At 63.7% G+C, this 16,684-nt stretch carries 11 protein-coding genes; 1 reads left to right on the forward strand and 10 read right to left on the reverse strand.

The window, feature by feature from the left end; translation table 11 throughout:
• Nucleotides 1-46 precede the first annotated feature (46 nt).
• On the forward strand, nt 47-1,171 hold the full coding sequence (locus BHD07_RS00865; protein ID WP_338277089.1) for a zinc-dependent alcohol dehydrogenase family protein: 1,125 nt from the start codon (nt 47-49) through the stop codon (nt 1,169-1,171).
• 16 nt (nt 1,172-1,187) lie between these two features.
• Here BHD07_RS00865 and BHD07_RS00870 read toward each other — a convergent pair whose 3' ends face one another.
• From BHD07_RS00870 to BHD07_RS00915, 10 genes are all read right to left on the reverse strand, one after another.
• Complete coding sequence (locus tag BHD07_RS00870) at nt 1,188-2,261, reverse strand: DUF2332 domain-containing protein (protein ID WP_338277091.1); 1,074 nt, start codon at nt 2,259-2,261, stop codon at nt 1,188-1,190.
• The gene (locus BHD07_RS00875) at nt 2,254-2,742 is read right to left on the reverse strand and encodes a MaoC family dehydratase (RefSeq protein ID WP_018096729.1); all 489 of its coding nucleotides are present in this window, start codon (nt 2,740-2,742) and stop codon (nt 2,254-2,256) included. Before BHD07_RS00875 ends, BHD07_RS00870 begins: the two co-directional genes overlap by 8 nt.
• 154 nt (nt 2,743-2,896) lie before the next feature.
• Nucleotides 2,897-4,885: a glycogen debranching protein GlgX gene (gene glgX / locus BHD07_RS00880; protein ID WP_338277094.1), complete on the reverse strand. Its 1,989-nt coding sequence runs from the start codon at nt 4,883-4,885 to the stop codon at nt 2,897-2,899.
• Nucleotides 4,886-5,015: 130 nt separating this feature from the next.
• On the reverse strand, nt 5,016-6,644 hold the full coding sequence (locus BHD07_RS00885; protein WP_100672903.1) for an alpha-D-glucose phosphate-specific phosphoglucomutase: 1,629 nt from the start codon (nt 6,642-6,644) through the stop codon (nt 5,016-5,018).
• Nucleotides 6,645-6,648: 4 nt separating this feature from the next.
• On the reverse strand, nt 6,649-8,091 hold the full coding sequence (glgA, locus tag BHD07_RS00890; RefSeq protein WP_338277098.1) for a glycogen synthase GlgA: 1,443 nt from the start codon (nt 8,089-8,091) through the stop codon (nt 6,649-6,651).
• A gap of 6 nt (nt 8,092-8,097) precedes the next feature.
• Nucleotides 8,098-9,360: a glucose-1-phosphate adenylyltransferase gene (gene glgC / locus BHD07_RS00895; RefSeq protein WP_003533906.1), complete on the reverse strand. Its 1,263-nt coding sequence runs from the start codon at nt 9,358-9,360 to the stop codon at nt 8,098-8,100.
• 113 nt (nt 9,361-9,473) lie between these two features.
• Entirely contained in the window at nt 9,474-11,684 is a 2,211-nt protein-coding gene (gene glgB, locus BHD07_RS00900; protein WP_445190473.1) for a 1,4-alpha-glucan branching protein GlgB, read from the reverse strand.
• Nucleotides 11,681-14,158 carry a glycogen/starch/alpha-glucan phosphorylase gene (locus tag BHD07_RS00905; RefSeq protein WP_338277100.1) on the reverse strand — a complete coding sequence of 826 codons (2,478 nt, stop codon included), beginning with the start codon at nt 14,156-14,158 and terminating at the stop codon, nt 11,681-11,683. Before BHD07_RS00905 ends, glgB begins: the two co-directional genes overlap by 4 nt.
• A 198-nt stretch (nt 14,159-14,356) precedes the next feature.
• Nucleotides 14,357-15,616, reverse strand: a complete 1,260-nt coding sequence (locus tag BHD07_RS00910) for a vWA domain-containing protein (protein ID WP_411933259.1) — start codon at nt 15,614-15,616, stop codon at nt 14,357-14,359.
• Between the two features lie 176 nt (nt 15,617-15,792).
• On the reverse strand, nt 15,793-16,680 hold the full coding sequence (locus BHD07_RS00915; protein WP_338277103.1) for a transglutaminase family protein: 888 nt from the start codon (nt 16,678-16,680) through the stop codon (nt 15,793-15,795).
• Nucleotides 16,681-16,684 lie beyond the last annotated feature (4 nt).

Here is a 16,684-nt window from a genome sequence, read left to right on the forward strand (position 1 = left end):
TAAGTTCTGCCGGTCGAACCGGGATTCGGGAACGGGAGGAGCGACCTTGAAGACGCGTGCGGCGGTGCTGAGGAAGTCACCGGTCGGAAGGCCTTATGCCCATACGAGGCCGCTCTCGATCGAAACGATCGATCTCGATCCGCCGGGACCGGACGAGTTGCTGGTGAGGATCGGCGCCGCCGGACTCTGCCACTCCGACCTCTCGGTCATCAACGGCGACAGGCCGCGGCCGGTGCCGATGGCGCTCGGCCACGAGGCCGCCGGCACCGTGGAAGCGGTCGGAAGCGGCGTAGGTGACATCGTCCCGGGAGACCGGGTGGTGATGAGCTTCATGCCGAGCTGCGGCCATTGCCTCCCCTGCGCGGAAGGCCGGCCGGCGCTATGCGTTCCCGGAGCGGAAGCAAACGGCAAGGGCACGCTGCTTTCGGGGGAACGCCGGCTGCATTGCGGCGAAGTCCCCGTGAACCATCACCTCGGCGTCTCCGGATTTGCCGATTATGCGGTGGTTTCGCGCCATTCCGCGGTCAAGATCGAGACGGACCTGCCGATGGTAGAGGCGGCGCTGTTCGGCTGTGCGGTGCTGACCGGCGTCGGAGCGGTCGTCAATACGTGCCGGGTTCGGCCGGGCGAATCCGTTGCCGTCATCGGGCTGGGCGGGGTGGGATTGGCAGCCCTTCTGGGTGCCGTTGCCGCCGGCGCCCAGCGCGTCGTCGCGATCGATCTCGCCGAGGACAAGCTGAAGCTTGCCCGCGCGCTGGGCGCGACGGACACGTTCCTTGCAGCCGATCCGGATGTGGCCGAGACTGTCCGACAGGCGACCCGCGGCGGCGTCGACCATGCGGTCGAGGCCGCGGGCTCCGTAAAAGCCTTCGAGCTCGCCTATCGAATTACGCGGCGAGGCGGGCTGACGGTTTCCGCAGGGCTCGCCCATCCTTCAAGCCAGATAGCCATCCCCGCGGTGAGCCTGGTTGCGGAAGAGCGTAGCGTGCGCGGCAGTTACATGGGAAGCTGCGTGCCCTCCCGCGATATCCCGCGTTTCATTGCGCTCTACGAACGCGGCAGGCTGCCGGTCGACCGGCTGCTGTCGAGCACCGGACCGCTGGAGGAGATCAATGAGGCATTCGATCTTCTCGACCAGGGCCGCGTGATACGCCACGTGATCACGTTCTGATACGGCCGCCACACGGTCAGCCGTCCGCCGGCCATCCCTGCCAGGCGATCCAGCGTCCGTGGAAGTCGGCGCGGCCGACGAGATGCCTTTCGCCCTTCGGCCAAATCTGCAATGACAATGCGGCACCCGGCGCCTGTCCGTCGGCTTCCATCTGCAAACGGGCAAGCGGGGCCTCGGATGTCGCGGTCGCCCCGGCGGTAGCGATCAGGGCCTCGCCCTCTTCCCGCGCAGCTTCCGGCAGATACTGCCAGGCGATCGAATGATAGACGACGTGGACAGCGCCCGGATGGACGTGCGCCAGCCGTGTTTTCAGCCAGTCGATCGCGTCCGCCTGCTCGACAAGGCTCCTTTGGGAGGCGGCAAGCTCCAGCGCCTGCCGCGTGCGGTCGATCCGGTCTTGCTGATCGGCCCAGACGTAGGAGAGGAGCCGTAGCCGATCCTCGCTATCGGCCGGATCGAGGGGGTTGATGTCGCAGCCGGCGCGTTCGATCACTTCGACGGGTCGCAGAGGCGGCGCTGCTCCCGACCACTCGGGGGCTATGCTCACGGGGCTGGCTGCATCGCCCCAATGGCTGTTCGCGAGATCGTAGCGGTAGCGGTCCCAATGGAGATTCAAGCCGGCGCTGGCGCCGATCTCGGAAAGGATCAACGGCTTCCCGAAAAGCTGTGCCACGGTGAGGAAACCGGGAAGCAGGGCGCCCGAGCGGCGCACCTCGTTCGTCTGCGGCGCGGAGGTGAGACGATCGAGGATGAAGGGGGCTTCCCGCTCCATAGCCTGAGCGATCGCCTGCCAGAGAGTGTCGTCGTCCGTCCGGTTCGGCGGATAACACGCGCCGAGGGCCGCGCTGCGGCCGGACAGAACCAGCGCGTGCAGAGCACCGGCAAGGCGGAGCGCGACGGAATCGCCCTTCGAAGTCGGGTCGCCGGACCAGCCGAGAACACGCTCGCCTACCCGCGAGTCCGCACCGATCCGGTCGGCGACGAGACGGCAGAGTCGGGCCGTAAATGGCGATCCCAGCTCGTCACAGGACTTCGCCTGGCCGCGGAAGGCATGGCGAACGTGGGTCCCGTCCGGTCTCCCCTCAGACATCGTCCGGCCGATCCTTCGGGTCGAACTGGATGATCGTCTGCCAGGTGGCGGTCAGGGCAGGCTTTCTTTCGCCTTCGATCTCGACCGTGACGTCATAGGTGATCATCAGCATGCCGGCCCCGCGGAAGCGTGCGTCTGCCATGGTGAAGCGGCCGCGCACGCGCGCGCCGCTCTTGACCGGCGCCACGAAGCGCACCTTCTCGAAGCCGTAATTGATGCCCATCGTCTGCTCGCGGATCTTGGGCAGGCAATTGTAGTTCATCGCCGAAAGCAGCGACAGCGAGAGGAAACCATGCGCAATGGTGCCGCCGAAAGGCGTCTCCGCCGCAGCGCGCACCGGGTCGGTATGGATGAACTGGAAGTCACTCGTCGCCTCGGCAAAACGGTCGATCGTCTGCTGCGTCACGGTGATCCAGTCGGAGACGCCGAGCTCCTTGCCGATCAGATCCTTAATATCGGAAAGTGAAATATCCTGCGGCATATGATTTTCCTGAAAATGGGGCCTCCCCGCTGATCTATAGGCCGGCTCGGCAAGGTCTAGCAAGTGGTCCTAAGTCTTGAGATGGTTCACTGTTTTCTTGAAACAGCGAAACCATCCAACTCTCTGGAGCCGGGCACTTCCGGGCAGAAAACCGTTAGACCCTTTTCTTCGGAGCGCTCTCGAAAACCTCGGCGAGAAAGGTGACCGAACGGGCCGGTGCGAGAGAAGGAGCGCTAAGGTCCGAGAGTGCGTCGCGCCATTCGCCCATAAGGCTCGAAGGCAGGCGGAACGGATGCGGCGAGTGGCTGCGGTTGATGACCACCGCAAGTCGGGTCGGGCGCCCCTGACGGCGGTCGTCGGTCGCGAGCATCACGACGAGATTGTCGGTTGCGGGATGCTCCCAATCCTCCACCGTAAGCGGCTCCCCGTCGAGGCGAAGCCAGGCGACGTCGCCGCTGCCGGTAAAGAACCCGGTCTCGCCGAAGACCGAGAAGCGCCGGCGCATGGCGGAAAGCCTGGCGGTATGCTCGACGAGCTTGCCGTCGAGTTTGCTCCAGTCGAGCCAGGTCACGGCATTGTCCTGCGCATAGGCGTTGTTGTTGCCACCCTGGCTGCGCCCGCCTTCATCCCCGGCCGTCAGCATGATTGCGCCGCGCGAGGTGAAGAGCGTGCCGAGGAGCGCCATGACATCGCGTTGCCGGAAGGCGGCGATCTCCGGATCGTCGATCGGACCCTCGGCGCCGTTGTTCCACGAGAAGTTCTCGTCGTGGCCGTCCCGATTGCCTTCACCGTTCGCCTCATTGTGCTTGCGGGCGTAGGAAACGAGATCCATCAGCGTGAAGCCGTCATGGGCGGCGATGAAGTTGACGCTGCGCGTGGCCGTCTCGCCCCAGCGGGAAAAGCTGTCCGAGGAGCCGGCGAGCGCGGTTGCAAGGACGCCGATCGCGTGCCGGTCGCCGCGCCAGTAGCGGCGGATGTCGTCGCGGGCACGGTCGTTCCATTCGAGGAAGGAATGGGGGAAATTGCCGAGCTGGTAGCCGCCGGGGCCGGTGTCCCAGGGCTCGGCGATGAGCACGCGGTCGCAAAGGACGGGGTCGGCGCAGATGGCCGAGAAGAGTGCGGCATCGCGGCGGAAGCCGCCCATGTCGCGGCCGAGGATCGATGCGAGGTCGAAGCGGAAGCCGTCGACGCCGGCGGCAAGGACGAAATGGCGCAGGCTGTCGAGGATCAGACGCTGGACGACCGGATGGTCGCAGGCGATCGTGTTGCCGCAGCCGGTGTCGTTGATGAGCTCGCCCGGGCGGCCCGTCGCGTGGCGATAATAGGTCAGGTTGTCGAGCCCGCGCATCGAAAGCGTGGCACCGAAGCGATCGCTCTCTCCGGAGTGGTTGAAGACGAGATCGAGGACGAGGCCGATACCGGCCTCGTGCAGGACCTCCACGGTCATGCGCAACTCCTCGATGCCGCCCGGCACCAGGCGTGGATCGAGCGCCATCGGCGCGATCGGATTGTAGCCCCAGCCATTGTGGAGACCGAGCGGAGGCAGGTGCCGCTCATCGATCCAGGCCGTGATCGGCATGAGTTCGACCGCGGAAACGCCGAGCTTCGTAAGGTGATCGATGACGACGGGTTCGGCGAGAGCGGCCACCGTGCCGCGCTTCCTTTCCGGCACGCCCGGATGAAGGATTGTGAACGGCTTGACTGCAATCTCGTAGATCAGTCCCCCGGCCTGAAATAGCGGCGGCTTCGGCTCCAGCGGTTCTGCCTCGGTCACGATGGCCTTCGGCACGAGGTGCGCCGTCTCTTCGCCGAAGACCGTCAGCCGCTGGTCGTGACGAAAGGGCCGGTCGAGCCTCACCGCATAGGGGTCGACCAGAAGTTTCGACGGATCGAACCAAAGCCCATGGTCCGGCGAGTAGACCCCGTCGGCGCGAAAGCCGTAGCGGGTGCCGGCAGCTATGTCGGGCAGCGCGATGCTGTGGACGTCGCCCTCGCGCAGCATAGGCAGGCGGCTGAGTTCGGTGTCGCCCGCTTCGTCGAACAGGCAGAGATCGATGCGGGCGGCATTGTGCGACCAGACCGCAAAGCGCCTCCCGTCGGGTGTGCGCGTCACGCCGAGAGGTGAAATTCCGGTCGTCGGCATGGGGGCCTCTTTCGAAGTCTAGTATCGCATGGGTTTGCCACGAGTCGATCTCCCCCTTGTGGGGGAGATGCCCGGCAGGGCAGAGGGGGTTAAGAGGGGGCGCAGGAAGTGGCGCTTTGGTACAGCACCCTCAGGTGATTACGCTCGGTTGGTCGCGGTTGGTACGCTCCTTGATCTCGGCGATCTCGTCGGCAACGGCGATCAGATCGGCAAGCGCTTCCTGCGTATCGAGATCGTGGCGCGCCGGATCCGGCTCGTAGCGCTCGATATAGACGCGCAGCGTCGCCCCCGACGTCCCCGTGCCCGACAGGCGGTAGACGACGCGGGATCCGCCCTCGAAGAGGATGCGGATGCCCTGGTTCTTGCTGACCGATTTGTCGACCGGATCGTGGTAGGAGAAATCGTCGGCAGTCTCGACCGTGAGCGCGCCGAAGCTCTTGCCGGGCAGCGCGGCGAGCTTGTCGCGGAGCGCGGCAACCAGGCCGTTGGCCGCATCGGTGTCGACCTCTTCGTAGTCGTGCCGGGAATAATAGTTGCGGCCGTAGGTCGCCCAGTGCTTGCGGGCGATTTCGAGTGCGCTTTCCTTGCGCGCGGCAAGGATGTTGAGCCAGAGCAGCACGGCCCAGAGCCCGTCCTTCTCGCGTACATGGTTCGATCCGGTGCCGGCGCTTTCCTCGCCACAGATCGTCGCCAAGCCCTCGTCGAGCAGGTTGCCGAAGAATTTCCAGCCGGTCGGCGTCTCATAAATGCCGATGCCGAGCTTTTCGGCGACACGGTCGGCCGCGCCGCTCGTCGGCATGGAGCGAGCGATCCCGGCAAGCCCCTTGGCATAGCCCGGCGCTAGATGCGCATTGGCGGCAAGCATGGCGAGGCTGTCGGACGGAGTGACGAAGATTCCCTTGCCGATGATCAAATTCCGGTCGCCGTCGCCATCGGACGCGGCGCCGAAATCCGGGGCGTCCGGCGCCATCATCGTCTCGTAGAGCGCTCGGGCGTGAACGAGGTTCGGGTCCGGATGATGGCCGCCGAAGTCGGGCAGCGGTATGAAGTTCATGACCGAGCCCTTCGGGGCGCCGAGCCGTTTTTCGATGATCTCCTTGGCATAGGGCCCGGTGACCGCGCTCATCGCGTCGAACACGACACGGAAGCCGCCGGCGATCAGCTTGCGGATCGCATCGAAGTCGAACAGGCTCTCCATCAATTCGGCGTAGTCGGAGACGGGATCGATGACCGTCACGGTCATGTCCTCGACCTGCTGACTGCCTTCGACATCGAGATTGACGTCCGGCGCGTCGGCGATCTTGTAGCTGTCGATCACCTTGCTTCGGGCGAAGATCGCATCCGTCACCTTTTCGGGAGCCGGGCCGCCATTGCCGACATTGTACTTGATGCCGAAATCCTCGGTCGGCCCGCCGGGATTGTGGCTTGCCGAAAGCACGATGCCGCCGAAGGCCTTGTATTTGCGAATGATATTGGATGCGGCTGGCGTCGAGAGGATGCCGCCGCGGCCGACGAGCACGCGGCCGAAGCCGTTCGCCGCCGCCATCTTGACGGCTTTCTGGATGACCTCGCGGTTGTAATAGCGGCCGTCGCCGCCGATCACCAGCGTCTGGCCTTCGAAGCCCTCGAGCGAGTCGAAAATCGACTGGATGAAGTTCTCGGCATAGTTCTTCTGCTGGAATACCGGGACCTTCTTGCGCAGGCCCGAGGTGCCGGGTTTCTGGTCCCCATAGGGGTTGGTCGAGACGGTTCTTGTCATCTGTTTAGCCTTTCGCGAGAAGAGCGGAGTAAAGCGAGACGTAGCGTTCCGCGCTTTTGGCCCAGGAAACGTCGGATTTCATGCCCTGGTTCTGCAGGCGTGCCCAGAGCTTGGGTTCATTGTATGCGCGCAGGACGCGCCGGATCGCAAGTTTTAGCCCGTCGGTGTTCACCGGCAGGAAATGAAAGCCGGTCGCGCACTTCGCCGACAGCGCCGCCTCGTTGGCGTCGATGATCGTGTCGGTGAGACCGCCGGTGCGGGCCACGACCGGAACGCAACCATAGCGCAGGCCATAGAGCTGCGTCAGGCCGCAAGGCTCGAAACGTGACGGAATGAGGATAGCATCGGCGCCTGCCTGCATGAGATGCGACAGCGGCTCGTCATAACCGGTCACCATGCCGATATGTCCGCGGTGGCGCGACGCGGCTGCCATAAGCGCGCTTTCCAGCGCCGGATCGCCGGAGCCGAGCACGACGAGCTTGCCGCCGAGAGCCACGATATCGTCGGCGGCTTCGGCGACGAGGTCCATGCCCTTCTGCCAGGTGAGGCGGCTGATGATGCAGAAGATCGGCCCCGGACCTTTTTCGAGGCCGAAACGCTCTTCCAGCGCCTTGCGGTTGCCGGCGCGCCGTTTGAGCGTGCCGGGCCCGTAATGCGCCGGAAGGTGCGGGTCCGTCTGCGGATCCCACGTGTCTCCGTCGATGCCGTTGACGATGCCCGTCAGGTCCGCGACACGGCTCGACAGGAGCCCGTCAAGACCCATGCCGAACTCGGGCGTCAGGATTTCCTGCGCGTATGAAGGGCTGACCGTCGTGATTGCGCTTGCCGTCTGCAGGCCGCCTTTGAGGAAGCCGACATCTCCATAATATTCGACGAACTGCGTGGAAAAGGCTTCCGGCGGCAGCGCCAGTTCCGGGAACACCGAGGCGCCGAACTGACCCTGAAAGGCGATGTTGTGGATCGTCATCACCGTCGGCAGGTCCGGCGCCGGGCCGAAGCGCATATAGACGGGGGTGAGTGCCGTCTGCCAATCGTGGACGTGAACGATGTCCGGCTTCCAGTCGGAGATGATGCCGTTCCCCGCGATCTCCGCAGCCGCCAGCGAGAGAGCGGCGAAGCGCCGGAAATTATCGGGATAATCCCGCCCGGTCGAATCGAGATAAGGGCCACCGTCCCGGGCATAGAGAGCCGGCTGGTCGAGGACGAGCAGGTCCATCCCGTTGACCTCGGCGGCAAGCACCGTGGCTGGATGGCCGAAGAGGTTGTCGAAGCGGCCGACCGTTTTTTTCTTCTTCAGTTTCTTCAGCACCGAGGGATAGCCGGGCACCAGCGTGCGCGTCCGCACACCATGCAGGAGAAGTGCGGAGGGCAGCGCGCCGACGACATCGGCGAGGCCCCCCGTCTTCACCAGCGGGTAGACTTCGGACGCAACTGACAGGATGTTCATACGCGGCTACATTCCCAGCTTGTCGATCATCGTTTGCGTGATCAGGCAAACGCCGCTCTCCGTGCGGCGGAAGCGTTTAGCATCGAGTTCCGGATCGTCACCGACGACCAGGCCCTCCGGAATGACGACGCGGCTGTCGATGACGACATTGCGCAGAATCGAATGCCGACCGATCGTCACGTCAGGGAGAACTACGGCATTTTCGAGTCTGGAGTATGAATTCACCCGGACGCCGGTGAACAACAGGCTCCTGTTGAGAGCGGCACCCGAGATGATGCAATCGCCCGATACGAGCGAGGACGTGGCCGAGCCGCGGCGGTTCTCGTCGTCATGGACGAATTTGGCCGGCGGCTTGATTTCAGAGAAGGTCCAGATCGGCCAGGTGCTGTCGTAGATGTCGAGCTCGGGCGTGATATGGGTGAGATCGATATTGGCCTGCCAATAGGCGTCGATGGTGCCGACGTCGCGCCAATAGGCCTCGCGCTCGAAGTCTGACCGGACGCAGGAATGGGTGAAGCGGTGGGCCACCGCTTTGCCGTGTTCGACGATGTAGGGAATGATGTCCTTGCCGAAGTCGCGGCTCGATTTGGGATCGGCGGCATCCCGACGCAGCATGTCCATCAGGAATTTCGTGTGGAACACGTAGATGCCCATGGACGCGAGTGCCATGTCCGGATTGCCGGGGATCCCCGGCGGATCGGCCGGCTTTTCGACGAAGGCGATGATGCGGTCCGCATTGTCCACATGCATGACGCCGAAGCCCGTCGCCTCCATGCGCGGCACCTCCAGGCAGCCGACGGTCACGTCGGCGCCCGAATCGACGTGCTGCTGCAGCATCAGTTCGTAGTCCATCTTGTAGACGTGGTCGCCGGCGAGAATCACCATGTATTCGACGCCATGGTCCTCGATGATGTCGATGTTCTGATAGACCGCGTCGGCGGTGCCTTCGTACCACTGCGTTTCGGAGACACGCTGGCTCGCCGGCAGGATATCGAAGCTCTCGTTACGCTCCGGCCGGAAGAAGTTCCAGCCGCGCTGGAGGTGCCGGATCAACGAGTGGGCCTTGTACTGCGTGGCGACGCCGATGCGCCGGATGCCGGAATTCAGCGCATTTGAAAGCGCGAAATCGATGATCCGCGCCTTTCCGCCGAAATAGACGGCAGGTTTCGCACGCCGGTCGGTGAGTTCCTTGAGCCGGCTGCCGCGGCCGCCGGCGAGAACATAGGCCATGGCATCACGGGCCAGGGGTTGCGTACGTTTTTCCACCATTTTTCCTCCCCAAAATCATTTCGGGGGACTGCTTGGCGTCTCTTCGACGCCTCGCGCCCAAACGATTTCCTCCTGTTCCGCCCGTCGAGCCAGTCCCCGTCGGGCGGGACGCTCTAATCCTGCTCCAGCATCAGCGTCGCCAGAGGCGGCAGCGTGATGGTGGCGATTATCTCTCCGTTCGCTCTCTTCTCTGCCTGGACGGCGCCGCCGTTGCCCTTGCCACTGCCTCCATAGATTTCCGCGTCGGTGTTGAGAACTTCCTTCCAGCGCCCTGCCACGGGAAGCGGTATGTCGTAATGCTCCCGGTAAACCGGAGTGAAGTTGGTGACGACGGCGACCAGCTTTTCTCCGGGCGCCTTCCTGAGCCAGGCGAAGACGGAATTTTCGCGGTCGTCGGCAATCAGCCATTCGAAGCCGTCGCCCTCGCAGTCGCGCGCATGCAGCGCCGGCTTCGAGCGATAGGTGCCGTTCAGGTCGCGCACCAGACGGCGCATCCCCTCATGCAGATTGTATTCGAGCAGATTCCAGTCGAGGCCGCGGTCCTCGGACCACTCGCGCCATTGGGCGAATTCCTGTCCCATGAAAAGGAGCTTCTTACCGGGATAACCCCACATGAAGCCGTAATAGGCCCGGAGATTGGCGAATTTCTGCCAGTCGTCGCCGGCCATCTTGGCGATCAGCGACCCCTTGCCGTGGACGACCTCGTCATGGGACAGCGGCAGCACGAAATTCTCGCTGAAGGCGTAGAGCAGCCCGAAGGTCATGTCGTTGTGGTGGAACTTCCGGTGCACGGGCTCGCGCGAGAGATATTGCAGCGTGTCGTGCATGAAACCCATGTTCCACTTGAAGCCGAAGCCGAGCCCGCCCGCATGCACCGGGTGCGAGACCTTCGGCCAGGACGTCGATTCCTCGGCGATGGTCAGTACGCCCTGGTGAATGCCGTAGATGCGGGTGTTCAACGTCTGCAGGAAACGCACGGCCTCGAGATTTTCGTTGCCGCCATATTCGTTCGGCACCCATTCGTCATGCTTGCGCGAATAGTCGAGATAGAGCATCGAGGCGACCGCATCGACGCGCAGGCCGTCGACATGGAACTTTTCCGCCCAGTAAAGAGCGTTGTTGACCAGAAAGGCGACGACCTCCTGACGGCCGAAATTGTAGATTGCCGTGTTCCAGTCGGGATGGAAACCTTGGCGCGGATCCGCATGCTCGTAAAGCGCGGTGCCGTCGAACCAGCGAAGCCCGTGTTCGTCGGTCGGAAAATGCGCCGGCACCCAGTCGAGGATGACACCGATCCCGACCTTATGGCAGCCGTTGACGAAACGGGCAAAGCCCTCCGGCTCGCCGAAGCGTGCGGTCGGCGCATAGAGACCCGTGGTCTGATAGCCCCAGGACGGATCATAGGGATATTCCGAAATGGGCAGGAACTCGATGTGCGTGAAGCCCATATCGACGCAATAGGGGATCAGCCTTTCCGCCAGTTCGTCCCAGGTGAGCATGTCGCCATTGTCGCGGCGCTGCCATGAGGCGGCATGGACCTCGTAGATCGAGATCGGCTGGCGGCGCGGATCGATCTCGGCCCAGTGACGACGATGCGCCTCGTCCTCCCAGTCCTGGGCGATCTCGCCTGCGGTCATCGAAGCCGTGTCGGGCCTGAGCTCCGAGCGTCGGGCAAAGGGGTCGGCCTTCAACGGCAGCAGCGTGCCATTGCTGTCGACGATTTCGTATTTATAGGGCGTCCCCACGGGCACGCCGGGAATGAAGATCTCCCAGATGCCCGTGTCGGCGCGCAGGCGCATGACGTGCCGGCGTCCGTCCCAGTCGTTGAAACTGCCGACCACGGACACGCGGCGGGCGTTCGGCGCCCAGACGGCGAAGTGAAAGCCCTCGGCGCCGTCGTGGCTGATCGGGTGCGCGCCCATCTTGTCGAAGAGGCGAAGATGCGAGCCCTCGCGGATATAGTAGTCGTCCATCGGCCCGAGCACGGGGCCGAAGCTGTAGGGATCGATGACGGTCCACTCGCCGCCGTCGTTGCGGGCGCGGTAGCGGATAGGCTGCTCCTTGCGCAGCGCCACCGGACCCTCGAAGAAGCCGGCCTCGTCGCGCCGCTCGAGCGTGCCGAGTTCCTTGCCGCTGAGCGTTTCCGCGACCACCGTGTCCGCGCCCGGCACGAAGCACCGGGCGATATAGGTCTTGCCGGCGGCATGAACGCCAAGGACGGCGAAGGGGTTGCTGTGGGTACCGGAAAGTATTGCCGCGATTTCCGGCGCTGGCAGCATGCCTGACGGGGCGGGGGCTGGGTCCTTGCCGGGCGGAACCGTCATCCGGCTCTCCAGATCTCTCCGGCATATTGCCGGATCGTGCGATCGGACGAGAACCAGCCCATGCGGGCGGTGTTGCGGACCGCCTTCGAATACCAGGCGGACGGGGTGGTCCAGAGCTGGTCGATCTCGCGCTGCGCCTTGGCATAGGCCTCGAAATCGGCTGCAACCATGAACCAGTCGTGGTTGTAGAGCCCGTCCACGAGGCCGGAGAAGCGATTGCGGTCGTCGGGCGAGAAGACGCCGGAAGCGATCGCATCGAGCGCCTGCGAGAGTTCGCGCGAATTTTCGATGACGGCGCGCGGATTGTGTCCTTCCGCTCGCGCCTTGCCCACCTCCTCGGCGGTCATGCCGAAGATCTTGATGTTTTCCTCACCGACCCAGTCGCGCATTTCGACGTTGGCACCATCGAGCGTGCCGATGGTCAGCGCTCCGTTGAGCGCGAACTTCATGTTGCCGGTGCCCGAGGCTTCCATGCCCGCCGTCGAGATCTGCTCGGAGAGATCGGCCGCCGGCACCATCACTTCCGCAAGCGACACATTGTAGTTGGGGACGAAGACGACCTTCAGGAGCCCGCGGACGGCCGGATCGTTGTTGATGACGCGGGCGATGTCATTGGCAAGTTTGATGATCAGCTTGGCGTTATGATAGCTCGGTGCCGCCTTGCCGGCGAAGAGCTTGACGCGCGGCACCCAGTCGAGCTCGGGATGGGAGCGGATCTGGTCGTAAAGCGCCACCGCTTCGATGAGATTCAGCAGCTGCCGCTTGTATTCGTGGATTCGCTTGATCTGGATGTCGAACATCGCCGAGGGATCGATCCGGATGCCGAGATTCGCCTGGACCAGCTTTGCCAGCCGCACCTTGTTGGCGCGCTTGACGGCTGCGAAGTGCTCCTGGAAATCCGCCTTGTCGGCAAAGGCGTCGAGGGCCTGAAGTGCCTCGGTATTGTCCATGAACTCGTCGCCGATCGCCTCCCGGATCAGGCCGAAAAGACCCGGATTGCACTGCATCAGCCACCGGCGCGGCGTGATGCCGTTGGTCTTGTTGTTGATGCGGTCCGGATAGAGCCCGTGAAGGTCGGCGAAGACCGTTTCCTTCATCAGTTCGGTGTGGAGAGCCGATACGCCGTTGATCGAGTGCGAGCCGACGAAGGCAAGATTGCCCATGCGCACCCGCCGGTCGCCCGTTTCGTCGATCAGCGAGATGTTGCGGATCGCCTCGTCCGTCGCGTGCCTCTCCCGGCGTGCCTCGATCAGGATCTTGGCGTTGATGGCGTAGACGATCTGCATGTGACGCGGCAGCAATCGCTCGAAGAGCGGAACGGGCCAGCTCTCGAGTGCTTCGGGCAGCAGCGTGTGGTTCGTATAGGAGAAGGTCCGCCGAGAAATGTCCCAGGCCTGTTCGAAATTGAGCCCGTGGACATCGGTCAAGAGACGCACCAGCTCGGCGACGGAGACTGCCGGATGCGTATCGTTGAGCTGGATGGCGACGGCGTCCGGCAGCGACGTGAAATCCGGATATTGCTGCAGATGACGGCGCAGGATGTCCTGGAGCGAGGCGGAGGAGAAGAAATATTCCTGCCGGAGCCTCAGTTCCTGGCCGGCCGGGGTGGCGTCGGCCGGATAGAGCACGCGCGTCAGGCTTTCCGCCTTGTTGCTTTCGCGCAGCGCCCCGATATGGTCGCCGGCATTGAAGGCGTCGAGCAGGATGGGGTCGATCGGCTGCGCGGCCCAGAGGCGAAGCGTGTTGACGCGCGTTGCCCGCCATCCGACGGCCGGCGTGTCGAAGGCGGTGGCGATAACGCGCTCGGCCGGCTTCCACACGTAGCGCTGCACTTCCTCGTCGATGTTGACCGTTTCGACGCTGCCGCCGAAGCCGATCTCGTAGGAGCTTTCGCGGCGCTCGAATTCCCAGGGGTTGCCGTGAGCCAGCCAGGTCTCCGGCAGCTCGACCTGCCAGCCGTCGGCCATCTGCTGACGGAAAAGGCCGTGCATGTAGCGTATGCCATAGCCGTATGCAGGCACGTCGACGGTCGCCATGGATTCCATGAAGCAGGCGGCGAGGCGGCCGAGACCGCCATTGCCGAGCGCCGCATCCGGCTCCAGAGCCGCAACCACGTCGATGTCGACGCCGAGCGAGGCGAGCGCATCGCGCATCTCGTCCATGAGGCCGAGATTCGTCATCGCGTCGCGCATCATACGGCCGATGAGGAACTCGAGCGACATGTAGTAGACGCGCTTAGCGCCGGTCGAATAGGTCTTGCGGGTGGAGTCCATCCATTTGTCGGTGATGCGGTCACGCGCCACGAGGATGGCGGCCGTCAGCCAGTCGTGCGGCTTGGCGACTTTCGGGTCCTTGCCGATGCGGTATTTCAGACGCTCGAGGATCTCGACTGCAAGCTGGCTGGGTTCCGAGGATCTGAGGGCGGGTTGCGGCAGTTCGGTGGTTGAGAGCCGAGTCATCATGAGAACTGTCATACCCTTATTGCATTTCGGAAAGCCCCAGGTCGGAACCGACCAGGTTCAAGGGCAATTTATGCATCGATCCGAAGCGCTTGCAACAGGTGTTTTTAAAAGGATTAAAACAGCAGATGCTTGTCAGCCCCCGCTTCCGGCAGCAGTTGAACATCAAGGCCGCCCGGCAGGACCGGGCGGCACTTCAGCCGGACTCCTGGGTCATTTCGTCAGGCGGGAAGCCAGTGCAGAGGCGCGTTCGCCGATCGCCTTGAAGGCGGCGACCAGATCGGACGCCTCGTCCGCTTCGAAATAATGCGAGGAGGACGAAGCGCAGTATTTCAGCAGCTTCTGGCCGCGGTCCGGCGCCATGAAAGCTACGCTGTAGACCTGAACCTTGCTCGCCTTGGCCGTGTCGCACCATTGTTTGGTGACGGTATCGTCATTGGCGTAGTTGTTTTCGCCGTCGGTCATGAAGACGATGTACTTCGTCGGCACCTGTCCGTTCCTGGCGCCGTGCGCGCTGTCTTCGGTCAGGGCTGTCACTTTCTGGTAGGCGGTCTTGAAGGCGCTGCCGGAGGCAGTTCCGCCCGTTGCCACGAGGGCGTTGACATAGTCGGCTGCACCCTTCGTGCCCCAGGAGAGACCGCTCGCCGTGTCCTGAGCGGAGTTGTAGGAAACCGCGCCGGTACGGACATAGATCGATTCCGGGTCCGCCGTCACAAGCTGGCGAAGGAGGTCGGCGACGGCTGCCTTCAAGGCGTCGACCTTGGTGACGTAGCAGGGGCTGGTCGCCTTCAGGTCCGGATACTTGCTCCAGTTCGCTTCCGTGTAGTTTTGGCATTTCGCCTTTGCCGTGTTGACCGTGTTGGTCTTCCACGCCATCGAACCGGAGCGGTCGAGCACCAGATACATGGACAGGGCGTTCTTGCTCTCCGTAGCGCTCTCGGCGGTCGACTGAGTTTCGATCTCGACCGACTCCTGACCGAGCAAGCGTGTCATCGCATTGAGCTGGAGGCGGTGTTTGTTGGCGACCGTGACCTGGAATGACATCCCCTTCGCGCCGTTTGCCGTCGCGGCGATATTGATCTCCGTCGTGTTGATGTCGTCCCATTGTGGTGCGGCGGCCGCCGGTCCCTCGCTCTCCGAAGCCTGGCGGGTGCCAACCTGCTGTTCCTCGCCCGGCATGTCCGTCGCGGAGGCCACTGCCGTCTGGGTCTTCAGGAACTTGCGTGCGATCGCCTTCGCTTCTTCGATGTCCGGTTTCGCATCGGATACGAGCGCGGAAGCCGCCGCGAGCGCTGCCGCGTCGGTTGCGTCCTGAAGCTGGTTCTGTGTCATCAGCATGTTGGCGACATCGACAGACACGCCGCCCACGGCCAGGAGCAGTGGCGCGAGCAGCGCCGTCATCATTCCGAAATTGCCGCCCCGATCGCGCAGCATCGCCAAGAAGGGTCGGCTTATGATTGATCGTCTTCGCATCTGTGAACACCCCAGCAAATACATTGCAAGCCCAGGGGGACAATTAGCGGCGATACCTTGCTCTCAAGTTCAGGAAATCGGTTGAATTTTAGCGAAGCTCCTGAAAAACCCATGGCTACTAATGGAATTTCGCCCGGTGCGGCCGTGCCGAAGCAGGACATATGTGCCGTTTCGGGTCAGCCGACGGGTACGACGTCGACGGCCTGCTCCGTCGTGTGACGGCCGTAGCCTTTCAGCACCCCGATCACGGGGGCGACATCGCCGTAGTCGCGGCCATGGCCGACGACGATGTGGTCGATGCCGGCCGGAATATTGTTGGTAGGATCAAGCTCCATCCAGCCGCCCGTGGTGCCGCACCAGAAGCGGACCCAGGCATGCATCGCGTCGGCGCCTTCCAGCCGGTCCCGGCCCGGCGGCGGCAGGGTTCTCAGGAACCCGCTGACATAGCCGGCGGGGATCCCGAGGCTGCGCAGCGCCACGATCATCACATGGGCGAAGTCCTGGCAGACGCCGCGCTTCAGCTCGAAGGCCTCGCCGGGGGTGGTGTTCACGGTGGTCGCTTCGGGGTCGTAGGCGAAGTCGCGGTGGATGCGATCGCAGACGGCGGCTCCGATCTGCTCGACCGTCATAGGGTTGCCGGCGATCGCGCGGGCATAGGCGGCAATCTCCGGCACGGCGGGAAGGAGGGGGCTCGGACCCAGGAAATGATGCGGGGATTCGGCGTCGACCGACCAGCAGGCGGCAAGCTCGGATGCAAGACTGCCGAGCGGAGGCGAGAGGTCGGCCGTGAGCGCCGGCGCCTCGGCCTGGACACGCGCCTGCATCCGCATGACGAGATGGTCATGCACGGAGCGGAACAGGATCGACGTCGTGTGATTGGCGAAGAAATCCTTGCCTTCCCGGCTTTCGAAGGGCACCGGCTGGCAAGTCACGGATCCGGCTACAAGACGTTGCCGCCCGGGAATGGATACTGGCAGGACACGTAAGAGATGTCTTCCGCCGCTTACCGGAGCCTCGTAACCGTAGGTGATCTTCAGGCTGATGTCGTAGAGCACGGCAGCCATCTCC

This window comes from Sinorhizobium sp. KGO-5, assembly GCF_036245905.1.
Classification (GTDB): Bacteria; Pseudomonadota; Alphaproteobacteria; order Rhizobiales; family Rhizobiaceae; genus Sinorhizobium; species Sinorhizobium meliloti_A.